The sequence below is a fragment of the Gammaproteobacteria bacterium genome (assembly GCA_013001575.1).
Lineage (GTDB): Bacteria > Pseudomonadota > Gammaproteobacteria > Steroidobacterales > JABDMI01 > JABDMI01.
The window spans coordinates 1-14,828 of sequence record JABDMI010000075.1; the positions used below are offsets into that span (position 1 = coordinate 1).

15 protein-coding genes are annotated in these 14,828 nt (G+C 45.7%); 6 read left to right on the top strand and 9 right to left on the bottom strand.

All coding sequences use genetic code 11. The annotated features are described in order from the left end of the window. Positions 1–79 precede the first annotated feature (79 nt). Positions 80–874, bottom strand: a complete 795-nt coding sequence (locus HKN88_06735) for an SURF1 family protein (protein ID NNC97753.1) — start codon at positions 872–874, stop codon at positions 80–82. Between the two features lie 25 nt (positions 875–899). Here HKN88_06735 and HKN88_06740 point away from each other — a divergent pair, with 25 nt between their 5' ends. The 3 genes from HKN88_06740 to HKN88_06750 are packed head-to-tail and all read left to right on the top strand — an operon-like array spanning position 900 to position 3,256. Next, on the top strand, positions 900–1,109 hold the full coding sequence (locus HKN88_06740) for a twin transmembrane helix small protein (protein NNC97754.1): 210 nt from the start codon (positions 900–902) through the stop codon (positions 1,107–1,109). Positions 1,110–1,137: 28 nt separating this feature from the next. Beyond that, a complete protein-coding gene (locus HKN88_06745; GenBank protein ID NNC97755.1) occupies positions 1,138–1,632 on the top strand; it encodes a hypothetical protein in 495 nt (164 codons plus the stop codon). Between the two features lie 10 nt (positions 1,633–1,642). Continuing rightward, positions 1,643–3,256 (top strand): NAD-dependent malic enzyme, encoded by a 1,614-nt coding sequence (locus tag HKN88_06750; protein ID NNC97756.1) that lies wholly within the window; start codon positions 1,643–1,645, stop codon positions 3,254–3,256. 142 nt (positions 3,257–3,398) lie between these two features. Here the strand turns inward: HKN88_06750 and HKN88_06755 are convergent, their stop codons facing one another. The 4 genes from HKN88_06755 to HKN88_06770 all read right to left on the bottom strand — a co-directional run bounded on the left by HKN88_06755 (position 3,399) and on the right by HKN88_06770 (position 8,558). Beyond that, positions 3,399–3,800, bottom strand: a complete 402-nt coding sequence (locus HKN88_06755; protein ID NNC97757.1) for a hypothetical protein — start codon at positions 3,798–3,800, stop codon at positions 3,399–3,401. Positions 3,801–3,803: 3 nt separating this feature from the next. Further along, positions 3,804–4,550: a hypothetical protein gene (locus tag HKN88_06760; GenBank protein ID NNC97758.1), complete on the bottom strand. Its 747-nt coding sequence runs from the start codon at positions 4,548–4,550 to the stop codon at positions 3,804–3,806. A gap of 18 nt (positions 4,551–4,568) precedes the next feature. Beyond that, the gene (locus tag HKN88_06765; protein ID NNC97759.1) at positions 4,569–6,398 is read right to left on the bottom strand and encodes a cystathionine beta-synthase; all 1,830 of its coding nucleotides are present in this window, start codon (positions 6,396–6,398) and stop codon (positions 4,569–4,571) included. 195 nt (positions 6,399–6,593) lie between these two features. Then, positions 6,594–8,558 (bottom strand): tetratricopeptide repeat protein, encoded by a 1,965-nt coding sequence (locus HKN88_06770; GenBank protein ID NNC97760.1) that lies wholly within the window; start codon positions 8,556–8,558, stop codon positions 6,594–6,596. Between the two features lie 296 nt (positions 8,559–8,854). Here HKN88_06770 and HKN88_06775 point away from each other — a divergent pair, with 296 nt between their 5' ends. Further along, positions 8,855–9,241: a RidA family protein gene (locus HKN88_06775; protein NNC97761.1), complete on the top strand. Its 387-nt coding sequence runs from the start codon at positions 8,855–8,857 to the stop codon at positions 9,239–9,241. Between the two features lie 3 nt (positions 9,242–9,244). Here HKN88_06775 and ilvY read toward each other — a convergent pair whose 3' ends face one another. Next, complete coding sequence (gene ilvY, locus HKN88_06780) at positions 9,245–10,099, bottom strand: HTH-type transcriptional activator IlvY (GenBank protein ID NNC97762.1); 855 nt, start codon at positions 10,097–10,099, stop codon at positions 9,245–9,247. Between the two features lie 141 nt (positions 10,100–10,240). On the opposite strand from ilvY, the gene ilvC reads away from it, so the two are divergent. Continuing rightward, positions 10,241–11,713, top strand: a complete 1,473-nt coding sequence (ilvC, locus tag HKN88_06785) for a ketol-acid reductoisomerase (GenBank protein ID NNC97763.1) — start codon at positions 10,241–10,243, stop codon at positions 11,711–11,713. Between the two features lie 89 nt (positions 11,714–11,802). Here ilvC and HKN88_06790 read toward each other — a convergent pair whose 3' ends face one another. The 3 genes from HKN88_06790 to HKN88_06800 form a co-directional block, all read right to left on the bottom strand. Further along, positions 11,803–13,221, bottom strand: a complete 1,419-nt coding sequence (locus HKN88_06790) for an aspartate aminotransferase family protein (protein ID NNC97764.1) — start codon at positions 13,219–13,221, stop codon at positions 11,803–11,805. A 66-nt stretch (positions 13,222–13,287) separates the two neighbouring features. Then, a complete protein-coding gene (locus HKN88_06795) occupies positions 13,288–13,809 on the bottom strand; it encodes a lipocalin (GenBank protein ID NNC97765.1) in 522 nt (173 codons plus the stop codon). 88 nt (positions 13,810–13,897) lie between these two features. After that, positions 13,898–14,236, bottom strand: a complete 339-nt coding sequence (locus HKN88_06800) for a YegP family protein (protein ID NNC97766.1) — start codon at positions 14,234–14,236, stop codon at positions 13,898–13,900. 356 nt (positions 14,237–14,592) lie between these two features. Between HKN88_06800 and HKN88_06805 the strand changes: the two genes are divergently transcribed. Then, on the top strand, positions 14,593–14,828 hold a 236-nt coding region (locus tag HKN88_06805), incomplete at its 3' end, for a hypothetical protein (GenBank protein ID NNC97767.1).

Consider the following 14,828-nt stretch of genomic DNA (forward strand, 5'->3'; position numbering starts at 1 on the left):
AATAAACGTCGTCCGCGTTTTTGTTGCTCAAGATCTACAGGGGGCATTGAATGATTATTTGTCGGGTCGTTCGAATTATTCATATTGTCGGTTTATCTGGGTTTTTGCTTTCAGCCTCTGGAACGGGCCTGGGTTTAAAAGTTAATACGATGTAAATAATACTCAAGGTTAAGGCCAGGGCAAACCATTGCACGGCATAGCCGATGTGTCGTTCTGGCCCCATTTCGTGTGGTGTCCATTCGCGTACAAAACCTTTAACCAGTGGATTCTCTTGTTCGGCGTCCAGAAGTATCTGCCAGGGCACCAATTGTGTGCCAAGATCGGCCTCAAACTGTTCAAAGGTTGGAAATTGTACGATTTTCGGATACAAAGTGTCAGGTATTTGAGTGTCGAGCTGCAATCCGGGACGCAAGAGTTTGTCGAGACGGCCGCTAACAGTCATTTTTTGTGATGAAATATTCAACGCCTGATTTAATTCTGACGCGGGTGCGTGCCTGAGCGCCAGGGGAATCCAGCCGCGGTTAACGATCAGGGTTTTTCCATCGTCTTTTTTAAACGGGGTCATGACCTGCAGCCCGATCTGGCCTTTGCGGACGATATTGTCCAGTAAATACTGCTGTTCACTCACAAAGTGACCGGAAAGCTTTATGCGTTGATAGCGAGGCTCGGACTGTCTGAGCGCATTTTTCAAGTCAATTGCCTGGGTATCTCCCGATGCAAAAGCGGAAAATAAGCCGGTTTTTTCCTCCGCGCGCTCGAGTTGCCATTGCCCGAGTGACAATAACAGCGCCAACAACACAATATAGGCCAGGCTTGGCAATAGGCTCGGCTGAAAACGGCGGCTTGTTATAAATTTTGAGAATAAATCGCGCATCGCTTAATGGTCGTATAATGTCGGTATGGGAATCAAATTTTTATTGTTCATTATACTCCTCGCCATCGTCATTAGTCTGGGCTCTGCCCTGGTGCAAATGCTCACCGACAAAGGCAGCTCGGAAAAAATGATGAAATCACTCATGGTCCGGGTGTTGTTATCATTTTTCTTTATTGGGCTGATGTTCGTGTTGTACAAAACCGGATACATCCAGCCGAATAGCCGTCCGTATTAAGCTGAATTTCCACACGCTTATTCTTACTATGAATCGTGCAATCAAATTCTTGTTAATCGTATTGTTTGCTATGCTGATATTAAGCCAGGTAAGCATGATGGGTGTGTTCATCGGCTACGACAGTCTCGTTTTGACTAATTTGCTTGCTGCACAAAATTATTTATTACTCCCGCTGGCAGCCCTTTGCGTATTCGGCCTACTGGTCTATATCCACAGCTTTGGGCTTAAACAAGGTTTGTGGTCCATATGGCAACGCCTGCCTGGCTGGATAATTTTCATGCTGGTTATGATCAATTTACTTGTATTATCTGGTGGAATTGCGGTATTTCTTGTTCAACAAAAATTTGGCATGCCGGCTGCTGCGGGTGAGTTAACCGCAATTTTCTCGGCCTTGATGACAAGTTTCGCCTTTATGCTCACTTATACATTTTTGCAACAAGACAAACTCCCCAGTACCTATGCCGAACGCAATCAGCATCGTGGCGATGTACCTCTGGAATGGCATGAGCTGTGGAAAAAATAATGGGAATAAAATGAATACTAATAAAACCGGATACGACGTTCTTAAAGATGCCGTCCTGAATAAATCCTCGGCCTTCACACACGCCGAACGTGAAGCACTCGGAATTCGCGGGCTTTTGCCTTATCGAGTTAATACCCAGGAAAACCAGATCGACCGGGTTCTGGCAAATTTACGTCGCAAGTCAACCGACATTGATAAGTATGTTTTTTTGCTGTCGCTGCAAATGCGTGCTGAAAAACTCTTTTACCGGATTGTCACGGAAAATTTTAATGAAATAATGCCCTTGATATATACCCCGACTGTGGGACAGGCGTGTAAAGAGTTTGCCCACATTTTTCGTATGCCCAAGGGTTTTTATATAACCCCGGACGACAAAGGCGAGATTGATAAGATTCTGGATAACTGGCCAGACAAAGACGTGCAAGTGATCGTGGTAACCGACGGGCAACGCATTTTGGGTCTGGGAGACCTCGGTGCCAATGGCATGGGAATTCCCATTGGTAAACTCGCTTTGTACACCGCCTGCGCCGGGATCGACCCGCAGCGCTGCATGCCAGTCATGTTTGATGTTGGCACTAACAATGAAGAGCTTTTGAATGATCCGATCTATCTCGGCTATCCGCACAAACGCCTAAGCGGCGACGCCTATTTCGAGTTAATGGACGAATTTATCACTGCGGTGAAAAAGAAATACCCCAATGTACTGGTGCAATTCGAAGATTTTCAAACCGAGAACGCTTACACCTTGCTGGATACCTATCGTGACAAGATCCTTTCCTTTAATGACGATATCCAGGGTACTGCAGCGGTGTCTTTGGCGGGCTTGTATGCCTCGACTCGTATCAGTGGTCTGGATTTTAAAGACTTGCGCGTTATGTTCCTGGGTGCCGGGTCGGCAGCGACCGGGATTGGAGACTTGATCGCCAGCGCCCTGGTTGAAGAAGGTCTGTCTAAAGAAGAAGCCATGCAACGCTTATGGTTTTTGGACCGCGGTGGCCTGGTGGTCAAAGAACGCGATGACCTGGCGGCGCATAAGAAACCTTTTGCCCACGAACACCCGCGCATGAACCTGATGGAAGCCATCGCCGATATCAAACCGCATGTGTTGATTGGCGCGACCGGCACGCCGGGTACCTTTACCCGCGAAGTGGTGGAGTTGATGTGCGAGTTGAATGAACGCCCGACCATATTTGCCTTGTCCAACCCCACTTCGCGCGCTGAGTGTACCGCCGCAGAAGCCTATACCTGGAGCGACGGTAAAGCTATATTTGCGAGCGGCAGTCCGTTTCCGGCCTTTGAATGGAAAGGAAAGAATTACATCCCCGGTCAAGGGAATAATGCCTACATCTTCCCGGGCGTAGGCTTAGGCGCGGTTGCTTGTAAAGCCACCAGGATTGATGACGAAATCTTCTTAACTGCTGCCAAAGCATTGGCTAGCCTGATCGGCGAGCATCATCTTGAAACCTCAACGCTGTATCCAAACTTGCAAGACATTCGCGAAGTGTCTTTAAGTATCGCGGTGAAAGTGGCTGAGAAACTGTATGAGCAAGGCGTTACGCAAGAACCAAGGCCTGATGATTTACGCGAGTTTATGCGAGCACAAATGTACGATACGCATTATTGATCGCTGCTCACGATTGGTGTGTATCTACTTTAACCCGGCTGCCCTCACCTGAATCCTCTCCCACAGGGAAAGGGCCTTAAATAATTTTCGTCTTTACTCCCTCTCCCTCTGGGAGAGGTCGGGGTGAGGGTATTGGCCTTTGCTAAGAAGATTTAATTGGGAATACTTTCGCCCCCAAATACACGAACGGGAAAAACACCAATACAGAAATAATTGAAACCCACAAAGGTTGTGGAACCGCTATGGCATTCATCACCCCGGCAATGGTCAGTGCAAATCCGACGATAAGAGCAGGCACATATTTTTCTTTTGCGACCGCGGTTGCCGCCATGCCACCAAAAAAACTGCCAACAATGTAACTTAATATGACCATCAAAAAGGCTCCGGTGGGCAGAGTTTTCACAAACGCTACAAAGGCCTCTTTGTCGTTATAGTCGAGACCTTCTGGCCAGGGATACATTTGACCCGAGATCGCCTGAACGAGACTGATACCCAGTACGCCGATCACGACGCCTGTTATTACTGCCAATATTTTTCTAAGCATGTCTTACTCCGGTTTTTCTAAAATCTGTTTGCTTTGCTCAAGTTCCTTACGAATAAGTCGAGACAGTGTCGGTAAAACACCTTGCCAGCGCTCCCAGGTGTAGAACGATTTGATCAATTCATCGTTTTTACAGGCTTCACTCAATGGAACACCGAGTTCTAAGGTGCGCTGCTTGCGGGAAAAGTCCGCTCCTGTATAGGTTACATTCCCTTCAAACACTTCGCCGATTACAATAATCGGATTATTTTGCACGCGTTCTTCGAGCGGTATGGTTTCTATAAAACTTGCTTCCCGTGTAACCAGGTCCAGATAGAACTTGGTTTGATTAAAACGCTCGCGTTCCGTTGCCGATTGTTGCGAGAGCAAGGTTTCTGAGCTGGTTAATTCATTAAGCGCCGAACTGCGAATGCTCAACCCATAAGTGCCGGTTATGGCGGTTAATCCGGTATTAACAATTTTCCGGTTTTCCGGACTGTCCTCACACTTAAGTAATGTATCAAACGCTTTAGAGCCAATATTAAGGTAATTAACTATCTCTTTATCCAGATTATCCAAAGTGGCCAGATTAGTATTAATTTCTGCACTGAATCTTGCCAGCGCCCTTTGATATTCATCAGCCTCTGCTCTGGCTTCATTCCAGTTGCCTAACTGAATACCAATGTATACACCGATGACTACAATGAGAAAATCGATAAAAACCGCAAACCAGTTTTCGTTTTGGATGTGTTGTTTGACGCGTCTGAATAACATGCTGTTCCCGTTATTGACTTACATACATTGTGTAAACTCCAAAAATACTTGCTTGTGTCGTTCCAGATCCAGATCCGGAGACACTGCAACCCTGACGATGTAGTCTTTGTCGTCTTCTTTGGTGGTGCCTTGAGTAGAAGTTGCCGGAATCGTCCAATAACAGCCTTTTAATTGGCCGTAGCTGACGCAGTATTTACTTTCCTTGGGGATCTCTGTGATCATCATGTGGATGAGTTTGTGATTCAAACTGCGTTTATAGGATTCTTTTTCCTCTGTCGTTTTACCTTTGCTTGGCAGATCGAGAGAAAAAACCGAAGGCGTAAATCCCTGGCTGGCCAATGCTTCGGACACAAAATTAATTTTTGCGTCGGGCAATACCGTTTGAATGTAGTTTACCAATTCTCGCGTATTTTCATACGCAGCCTGAATGCGTTGATTCATTGACGGCATTTGTTCAGCCAGAATTTCCAGTTGTAAGGGTGTTGCCTGATTGTCGCAAAGCTTAAGGTGGGTTTCAATTTTTTGCATCAGGCTGTCGGCCTTTTTGTTGCCCACACAATAGCCCGACGTACATTTACCACCACTTGGAAACTTGGAACCACTCACATAAGAGATCGTTCGCACATGTGCGAGCCTGTCCTTATCACGCAGAAAACGAACATTTGGACAAAAAGTTTGGTCCAGAATGAAAACCGGCTCAACTGCGGGTTCACCGGTCGGGCATTGCCGAATTCTGCCAAGCGCCTGTTGCAGTTGGTTCAAGTCCGGCACTTCAACGCGCGGATTGGTTGGTATCTCGGCAATGATGAAAGGCACAGCATCGAGCTCGGCCACATGCTCCAAAATGCTGTTGATGCCTTGCGACATATCATTACCACCGTCAACCGGGAGATCCAGCACTTCAGCATTATGAATACAGGCCGCAACGCGTCTCGCCTGATCATTGGTGCCGCCATAACAATTTGGTGGAACAATGATCTTGATGTCCTTGCCTGGATGCTTTTCTGCGGCGTCATGGATCAAGCCCATCAAGATCGCATACTGGATTGACAACCCGCTTGACCCAACGAGTGCTTTGCTCTCGATCCCGACAATGTTTTTAATCGCCTTAAGTACAGCAGCCTTGTTTTTTACAACACGGCTTTTACTGTCATCCGTAGCCGGCAGGTCAACCAGGTTTTTTAACACCAGATTACAATTAGCCGGCGTCATCGCTATGGTTTCGCGACGTCGCACATGTTGAATCTCGGCGATATAGGCGTCATTCTGCTCAGTGTTAACTAAAATAATACTGCCATATTCAAGATGAAAGTTGATGAAGAAATCAATCTCACCTGTAAGGCTGAAATGGCAGATATCCTTTTTGTCAGTGATGAGCACCGTACTGCCGTTAAATGCTGGAAGGTCTTGAAGCTTGTGTACTTTTTCCAGCTCAAAGGAATACCCATAAATTCCCTTCAATAACTCGCTATCAAAATATTCAGGTAAGGTATCGGTATAGAGAATTCGGGTTTTTTTATTGGCTAATAAATTCTTTCTTAAAATTGCCAACAGCGGCATGCTGGTCGAACCAAAACTGATGACATTCTTGGTTGGCACGCTGTGCAATTGTGCAACTACCCATTCAAGCAGAGAAGACAGTGGATGACCTAAACGGATGTAATCGTAAGCGGTGGGTAGATTCGCCAGGGCATCGGTGTCCGAGATATTTTTCTTTGCCAGGTTCTCAAACGCTTGGATAAACTCGACTTTCGCCAGAGATTCGTTGTAGATATCGAGTCTGTGGGTAGTGAGATCTAACCAGTCCGGCGGCTGGTGTTTGAGTACGTTTTTAAGGTAATTGAGCATTTCTGGGAATAGAAGAATTCGACCTGAAGAGTTTGAGGGATGAATGGCGGTAATATACAGGAATTATTTTTATTGGAAAATATTTCAGTTAAATGCTTATCCGGAAGGCTTATCCGAAAGGCTTATCTGAAAGCCTTACCTGGCAGCTTGATTTTTTGCAAATTTGCATTGTCGATAATTGTGCAATAAAGCTCCCTAATCACAATAAAACAGATCAGTGGTTTCCACAGTCTCCGGTGGCGGCCGGCATTTATCCGGCCATCCGTATTTCTCCCAGGCATCGAGTAATCCGATTCTTTGGGCAAAGCCCTGAAAGTCAGGGTGTTGTCTTAATTTTTTCGAGTCTTCACGATCATTCCAGATGCGGGTGAGCACAAAAGAACCCCCGGCAAATTTATTCTGTTCGTAAACTTGCATGAATTTTGCCGGCTCGCCAACCAGGTGAAAGCCTCCTACGCTGGCAATATCCGCAACTCCCTGCGGCGAATTTAAATATTGCGTTAAATAATCACTTACACCCTGTCTGGCCTGCTGGTCTTTTGTGAACATGGCCAACAATGCCATATCCCATACCTGACGATTTTGAAAATGCACTGAATAAGCACTGACATGCTGGTAAATACTATTAAGATAGTCGATGCTCCCCTGACTGTCACCGCGCAGCATAAAACACTCGGCCACAGTAAATACTGCAATACCGTAACCAAGCTCTACACTGCGTCTGGCCAGTTGTTCGGCTTTTTCATAATTACCTGCGGCAATCTCGGCCCAGGCCAGATTATGTACCCAGCTCCCATTGAACGGATCCTCTTTAAGCGCCGTTTCAATAAACGGAATGGCTCGTTCGGTCTGGCCAAGCACTGCACGGTAAAAGCCCTGGTTAAATATATTCAAGGGTTCGTTGGGTTTAATGCGATACGCTTTCTCGACTAGTTCGAGACCATTAACCATGTCGCGTTGTAAAAATCGATTACTGCCGAGTAGAGAGTATCCTTCGGCCAGTTCCGGGCCGAGTTCTATGCCTTTTAATGCCGCTTTTTCTGATGCCTGAATATACGGAGTCTGGTCATCAACGGGTAGATGCTGTGGTAAAAGTAAATTAGCGATTGATAACCAGTTCCAGGCTTCGGCAAATTCGGGATCAAGTTCGATGGCCTGTTCCAGTAAACGAATGGCTTTGGGTAAAGTATCTTGACCCCAAACTTTTCTGGCCAGTTCACGACCTTGTAAAAATAAATCATAAGCTTGTTTATTGGGCGTCAGCCGTTTCGCCAGGCGTGGAGTATCATCGGCATCCAGGATCAGTTTCAGTTCAATGGCAATCGCGCGCGAAATATTTTCCTGCAGATCAAAAATATTTTCCAGGGTGCCGTCATAAGTTTCTGACCACAAATGAAAACCGTCTGCTGCCTGGATCAATTGTGCGGTTATGCGTACCTGGTCTCCCTGTTTACGCACCGAGCCTTCAAGAATATGTGCCACGCCAAGTTTTTCACCAACCTGACGTAAATCAATATTACGCCCTTTGAATGTAAATGAGCTTGTGCGCGATGCGACTTTGAGTTTGGTTATTTTGGTTAAGGCGTTGAGTATTTCTTCGGTAATGCCATCGGAAAAATATTCGTTTTTAATATCCTCACTCATGTTCACAAAAGGCAACACCGCAATCGATTTTTCATGAACAACAACATCTTTCCCAAGCGCCTCTTCGTCTAACCCGCCCGCAGAATGTATAGAACTGGATCTTGTGCCGTTGTTTATTCCCATGGACATCTTGTTAGAAGTTTCGGGCTCTAAAGAAAAGGTCGGTGTCGATGACTGTATTTGTTGATACACAAAAAGTCCCAACACGCCGAAAGCCGCGAGCAATGTGATGTAATCAAGTTTTTTGGCGGTAATGTGAGTGATGGAATCATCACGAATAACATGCTTTTCTTTTTTAATGCCTTCGGGCGTGATCTCAAATGCCCAACTAAAAAAAACCGCTGGAATAAATCCCAAAAATAATAACAACACTATGATCTTTGAAACGTCTGGAGAAATTTCAAGAATTGGAACCAGAGTATTGGCCACTTGTAGAATTAGCCATCCGATCACCAGATAGGCCGCGGCAACGCGAAATACGTTACGTCTTTTTAGTTCGGTAAATAAATTACTCATTTCTGGACCCTTGTCCCAAGGCCCTACCTGATTCGGCAACAAATCGATTTAATATATAAAAATCAATATCTTATCGTTCTATGACACCTGCAATGACCAAAAATATTCTTGCTTCTTGGTTGGTCATTTATTTCAAATCAGATAAAGCAGCACTCCTGACCCTTTAATGTACTCCTGGTGACCTGATAAACCAAGAGATTTTGAGGGTTTTTAAATTTTTTAAGACAAACTTCGAATCATGAGAAAGGGCTATAATTCTTTTTCTCATCCTTAGAAAACACATATCAGGAAATCCTATGATCAAAGCCCTCTCTTCCAAAAATTTGCCGCCACCACATTTTCGATATTCGGCATTGGTTAAAGCGGGTCCATTCTATAAAACGGCTGGCCTGATTGGAACGGACTCCAGTAACAAAGTGATAGCTGGCGGCACGGAAGCAGAGACCCGACAAATACTCAAAAACCTGATCGGCTTTATGCCCGACTTTGATCTAACCCTGGATGACCTGATATCGGCCAATGTGTTCATCGCCGACATGAGCGAATTCCCGTTAGTCAACAAAGCCTGGGAAGAAGTGTTTTCCGAAGATCAACGTCCACCAACGCGTGCGGCCGTTGGCGTTGCGGCATTGCCTTTAGGTGCAGCGGTTGAGATCGAGTTTATGTTTTATAAGGAAGATTGATTTCTAAACAAGTTCCCAAAACGCCTTCACCATCGGATTTTTCAAATTCTTTTTCAGTGTGAACAATCCAATGTTATAAGCTTTTAGAGCTTGTTTAACCTTCAACACCCGAACCCTGTCTGCCATGGGGCTATTGTCCAAAACAATTTTGGGCACAACGCCTACCCCTAATCCAAGGCTCACCATACTCACAATCGCCTCGAAACCGGCCACTTGTGCATAGACTTTTGGCATTATGTTCATCTCTTTAAAGAATGCATCCACGCGTTGTCGGGCCAGACCGCCTTCCGACATGATCATGGGTTCATTCAGCCAATCATCATCTTGAGTTTCGTTTCTGTCGATCGAAGTGATGAACAACAATGGTGATATCGTTATCGGCTTGAACACCACACCACGTGGCAATGTATTGGGATGCGCTGCAATGGTGATGTCTTCTTTGCCGTCGATAATGCGATTGATTGCATAGTCAGGGTTTCCGGTATGTAATTTGATATCGATGCCGGGAAAACCGGAACGAAAGCGATTCATCAGATCAAACAAGATGGTGTAGGCCGCGGTCACCGAGCAGTACACACTGATCTCCCCTTTCAATTGTTCACTGTTGTCACTCAGTTCATACTGTATCGCCTTCCAGTTAGCTAAGGTTTCACGCGCATAGATCTGGAATTTTTGCCCTTCCCGGGTTAAACCCACCGAACGATTATCGCGATGAAACAGGCTAACTCCCACCGCTTGTTCCAGACTTTTGATATTTCGCGACAAGGCCGAAATGCTCACATGGCTTTCCAGACTGGCTCGCCCAAAATGCAAGTTATCGGCCAAGGCCAGAAATTGAGTCAATAATCTTGGATTCATAGGTCTAGTTTATCTCATATTTTCAATAAATTGCATATATTGGGATATTATTTTGCAAATATATCAATTTACGAAATACAAACAAACCTCTACAGTGACGCCTAATTTATTTCAGCTTTCATGCATTTAGGAATCCACGCCATGTCGAACAATTATTTCAATAGCCTACCTTTGAGAATCCAACTCGCTGAACTGGGCAAATGCCGTTTTATGCACAGATCCGAATTCCCCGATGGCGTGAATGCGCTCAAGGGTAAAAAAATGGTCATCATCGGCTGTGGCGCACAAGGCCTTAATCAGGGACTGAATTTACGTGACTCGGGTCTGGATGTGTCCTACGCCTTGCGGGCCGGGGCGATCGCCGAAAAACGTCAGTCGTTTAAAAATGCGACCGATAATGATTTTACCGTGGGTACCTATGAGGAATTGATCCCAAGCGCGGACGTGGTGTTGAATTTAACCCCCGACAAACAACATACCAATGTGGTGAATGCGGTCATGCCATTAATGCAGCAGGGCTCCTGTCTGGCTTATTCGCACGGTTTTAATATTGTTGAAGAAGGCATGCAAATTCGTGATGACATCACCGTGATCATGGTCGCGCCCAAATGCCCGGGCTCGGAAGTGCGTGCCGAGTATGTGCGTGGCTTTGGTGTACCGACCTTGATTGCCGTACACGAAGACAATGATCCCAGAGGCGAAGGACTGGCACTCGCTAAAGCCTACGCAGTTGGCACTGGCGGGCATCGTGCCGGGGTATTGATGTCATCGTTTATTGCCGAAGTGAAATCGGACTTGATGGGTGAGCAAACTATTTTGTGCGGTATGTTACAAACCGGTTCTCTGCTGTGTTTCGACAAAATGGTTGAAGAAGGCGTGGATCCGGGTTACGCATCCAAACTCGTTCAATACGGTTGGGAAACCATCACCGAAGCCATGAAGTATGGCGGCGTGACCAATATGATGGACCGTTTATCCAACCCTGCAAAAATAAAAGCCTATGACCTTTCCGAAAACTTGAAGACCATCATGCGCCCGCTGTATGAAAAACACCAGGACGACATCATGACCGGTGCCTTCTCGGCTGGCATGATGCAAGACTGGGCCAACGACGATGAAAAACTTTTGGGCTGGCGCGCTGAAACCGCCGAAACCGAGTTTGAAAAAACCCCTAACGGGAACATGACAATTTCCGAACAAGAATTTTTTGATAAGGGAATATTAATGGTTGCCATGGTCAAAGCAGGTGTAGAACTGGCGTTTGAGGTTATGACCTCGGCCGGGATTATAGATGATTCTGCCTATTACGAATCCCTGCATGAAACCCCGTTGATCGCGAATACCATTGCGCGTAAAAAACTCTACGAGATGAACGCAACTATCTCCGACACCGCCGAATACGGTTGTTATTTATATAACCACGCCTGCCTGCCTTTATTGTCGGACTTTATGCAAGACATTAGAGCGGATGTGATCGGCGAGGGTTTATCCGGTGACAATGGCGTGGATAATGCAAGATTGATCGAAGTGAATGCCGCAATCCGTAATCATCCGGTTGAAACGATTGGTGCAGTGTTACGCGGACATATGGCGGACATGAAAAAGATCGTTTAATCGATATTGCACAATTCCAAGGCGTGTTGGGAATCTCTCGACGCGCCTATCCCGAATTAAAACTCAAGTCTGGTTCTCGACAGACTTGTCTATGGTTTTGCCGACGTTTGTATCAACTCCCAAGCCTGTTTTACATGCTGCATAGTGGTTTGTTCCTGCCCCACACAAAAACGTAAAACGTAATTACCGTCTAACTTCGTATGCGTCAAATACATTTTGCCGGAGTCATTGAGTCGATTTAACAACGCTGCGTTCTCGGCATCGGACCCTTTTAAACGAAAGCACACCAAATTCAAGGGATGCGGTGCGACAATTTCAAACTTGTCGGAGGCTTCCACCCAACTGGCGAATTCCCGGGCGATCGCTACATGTTCACGAATGTGGTGTTGCAATCCTTCTACGCCATAATGGCGAATGGTAAACCACAACTTTAAGGCACGAAAACGGCGTCCCAACGGTATCTGCCAGTCGCGGTAATCAATAACCGCTCCCGATTCGGTGGCCGCATTCTTGAGATATTCCGGAAGAATGCTTAGTGCGTTGATAATGTCGGCCTTGTGTTTAACGAACAGCGCGGAGCAATCGAAATTTGTGAACATCCATTTGTGCGGATTGAAGTTGTAACTGTCAGCCCCTTCGATGCCTTTATGCATGTCACGAAACTCTGGACAAATTGCCGCCGTTCCCGACATTGCGGCATCAACATGCAGCCAGAGTTCTTCCTGGCTCGCGATCTTGCCAACGGTGACCAGGTCATCCATGCCATTCGAGGAGGTTGTGCCAAGGGTCGCGCATACAAAAAAGGGCAAATAACCATCGGCTTTATCTTGTGTAATTTGTTGTTGCAATAATTCAGTGCGCATGGAATAGGAAGAATCCACATCAATCTTGCGTAAATTCTCTGTACCCAGACCCGAGATCATCATGGCTTTTTCCAGTGAGGAATGGGTTTGAGTGGATATGTACGCGACGAGTTTTTTCGAATCTACCTGATTCCCGCCTGTGCTGTTTAATCGCGAATTAGAAACCTTTTCTCTCGCTGCCAATAGAGCAACCAGACAGCCGCTGGACGCCGAATCTTGCAAGGTCCCGCCACCGTCGTTCTGCAACAGGTAATGTTCCGGCAATCCGAGAAGCTGCACCAACCAGTCCATCATTTTCATTTCAAGCTCGGTGCAAGCCGGACTGGTGGACCACAACATGCCTTGCACCCCCAGACCAGACGACAACATATCCCCCAGAATGGACGGGCCAGAGGCACCGGTTGGGAAATAAGCGAAAAAATTGGGTGACTGCCAATGCGTGATGCCCGGAAGAATAAGCGTTTCCATATCCTGCATGACTGCGGTAAGCGATTCACCTTGCCGGGGAGCAGAATCCGGCAATGCCTTATAAATCGCGTTTGGTTCGGCTTGAGACAACACCGGCATTTTTTCCACACGGGACCAATAATCAGCAATCCAGTCCACCATGGCATAGCCTTGTTGGCGGAATTCTTGGCTGCTCATATGGAAATTTTTTTTATCTTTGCTGCTCATAAATTTTCACTCATTAGCCGATCACTCAGTAGCCGCTCACTCAATAGCCGCCTGAGAAACCAGAATCAATTCATCCGTTGCAAATCCCCACTTCCCGGCTTGCTGAATTAGCATTTGCAAGGTCTTGTCGGGTAGATTTTTAGTGCGAGCAAGAATCCACAAATTATTACGATCGGGTCCGGCCACCATTGCGTATTGATAATCGGGATCAAGCACCAGGATGTTATACCCGCCATAAAATGGTCCAAAAAAACTCACCTTTAAGCGTCCTTCATTTTCAGCGCCATTCAAAAATGCTTTGCCTTTGGCAACTTGCCATTGTTTCTGGTCCTCGGAATAACCTCGATTGATAACTTCGATGCCCCCATTGTCTCTTATTCTATAGGTTGCTTGCACCCGACTTAAACCGCGTTCAAACTTGTGATCCAGGCGCGCGATCTCATACCAGGTGCCAAGGTATTTTTCACTATCAAAATCTTTAACCGGTTCCAAGCCTTTTGGTACACCAGTACACGCGAACAAAACTGAACATAATAAACAGGCATAAAAATTTTTCATTCCATTTCATCCTTTTATATTTATTGGCAAAACCAGAAACAAAAAAGGCATACCGAAGTATGCCCTTAACTCACCTTGTTGGATCAGCTTACTTTTCAGTAAGGTCTACCAATTTGGCTTTTCCGGCATTCTTTTTTACCGAGGCAATGCCATTTTCCATGGCTTTACCCGAATTGTACATCTGGCTTTTACCAATAACCTGATGATTCTTGGCACGCAAGACAAAGAACGGTTTGCCATTGGTGGATTTTTTTCGCACAAAACGTGAGTCATCTTTGCAATTATTACAAATTGACTTCATGCCATTCAAGGCACTGGCTTTGGCTTTGTACATTTCGCTGGCCAAAACAATTTGACCGTTGGAAGATTTTAAATTGAAATAAAACTGGCCGTTGGCTGATTTTTTCAGCTCGAATTTACCTGACATTGATTACAACTCCACACTTTTGAATTTTATTTGATGATATAAATTTTTGAGATATCGTCTGCCAGATGCCTAATTTCCGGCTAAACGAAGTCGCATGTTATATCACAATTTAATTGTGATTGCAGTCATTCATGGCAGATTTACAGGAAAATAGCCCTATTTGCCACGACCTTGGATACTCTGAGAACCGGAGCAGTGACCATCACGATTTATTTTGCGCTTCCAAAGTGTTACAACAATCTTGATACACTAAGGCTTTATTCTGTTTGACTCATCAAGCTTCACCAAGTGCTTGCTCGGCTTGACGACAATATTATTGGATAAGGATAATGCCTGAATACACAAGATTAATACTATTGATTTTAATCGGCCTGCTACTGGCCTGTACGCCACAAAATGGGCCAACATCCAAAGTTTCCAATGCAACTTTTGCAAGTCCGTCAGGTGACAAAGAAGTCCCGGTCGCACATGTTGCTGAATCGAATTTACCTGTTGCGACCTCCACATACCTGGGCAACGAAGCGGTAATGTTTGAGTATGCCGGACAAAAAGTCTTGTTTGATCCGTTTTTTCATAATGGCTTTGGTCAGTA

Coding starts and splice junctions, on each gene's coding strand:
- ilvC (NNC97763.1), top strand. CDS start 10,241: ATGTCGAACAATTATTTCAATAGCCTACCTTTGAGAATCCAACTCGCT.
- HKN88_06770 (NNC97760.1), bottom strand. CDS start 8,558: ATGAGTAATTTATTTACCGAACTAAAAAGACGTAACGTATTTCGCGTT.
- HKN88_06755 (NNC97757.1), bottom strand. CDS start 3,800: ATGCTTAGAAAAATATTGGCAGTAATAACAGGCGTCGTGATCGGCGTA.
- HKN88_06765 (NNC97759.1), bottom strand. CDS start 6,398: ATGCTCAATTACCTTAAAAACGTACTCAAACACCAGCCGCCGGACTGG.
- HKN88_06740 (NNC97754.1), top strand. CDS start 900: ATGGGAATCAAATTTTTATTGTTCATTATACTCCTCGCCATCGTCATT.
- HKN88_06800 (NNC97766.1), bottom strand. CDS start 14,236: ATGTCAGGTAAATTCGAGCTGAAAAAATCAGCCAACGGCCAGTTTTAT.
- HKN88_06775 (NNC97761.1), top strand. CDS start 8,855: ATGATCAAAGCCCTCTCTTCCAAAAATTTGCCGCCACCACATTTTCGA.
- HKN88_06795 (NNC97765.1), bottom strand. CDS start 13,809: ATGAAAAATTTTTATGCCTGTTTATTATGTTCAGTTTTGTTCGCGTGT.
- HKN88_06735 (NNC97753.1), bottom strand. CDS start 874: ATGCGCGATTTATTCTCAAAATTTATAACAAGCCGCCGTTTTCAGCCG.
- HKN88_06790 (NNC97764.1), bottom strand. CDS start 13,221: ATGAGCAGCCAAGAATTCCGCCAACAAGGCTATGCCATGGTGGACTGG.
- HKN88_06745 (NNC97755.1), top strand. CDS start 1,138: ATGAATCGTGCAATCAAATTCTTGTTAATCGTATTGTTTGCTATGCTG.
- HKN88_06750 (NNC97756.1), top strand. CDS start 1,643: ATGAATACTAATAAAACCGGATACGACGTTCTTAAAGATGCCGTCCTG.
- ilvY (NNC97762.1), bottom strand. CDS start 10,099: ATGAATCCAAGATTATTGACTCAATTTCTGGCCTTGGCCGATAACTTG.
- HKN88_06760 (NNC97758.1), bottom strand. CDS start 4,550: ATGTTATTCAGACGCGTCAAACAACACATCCAAAACGAAAACTGGTTT.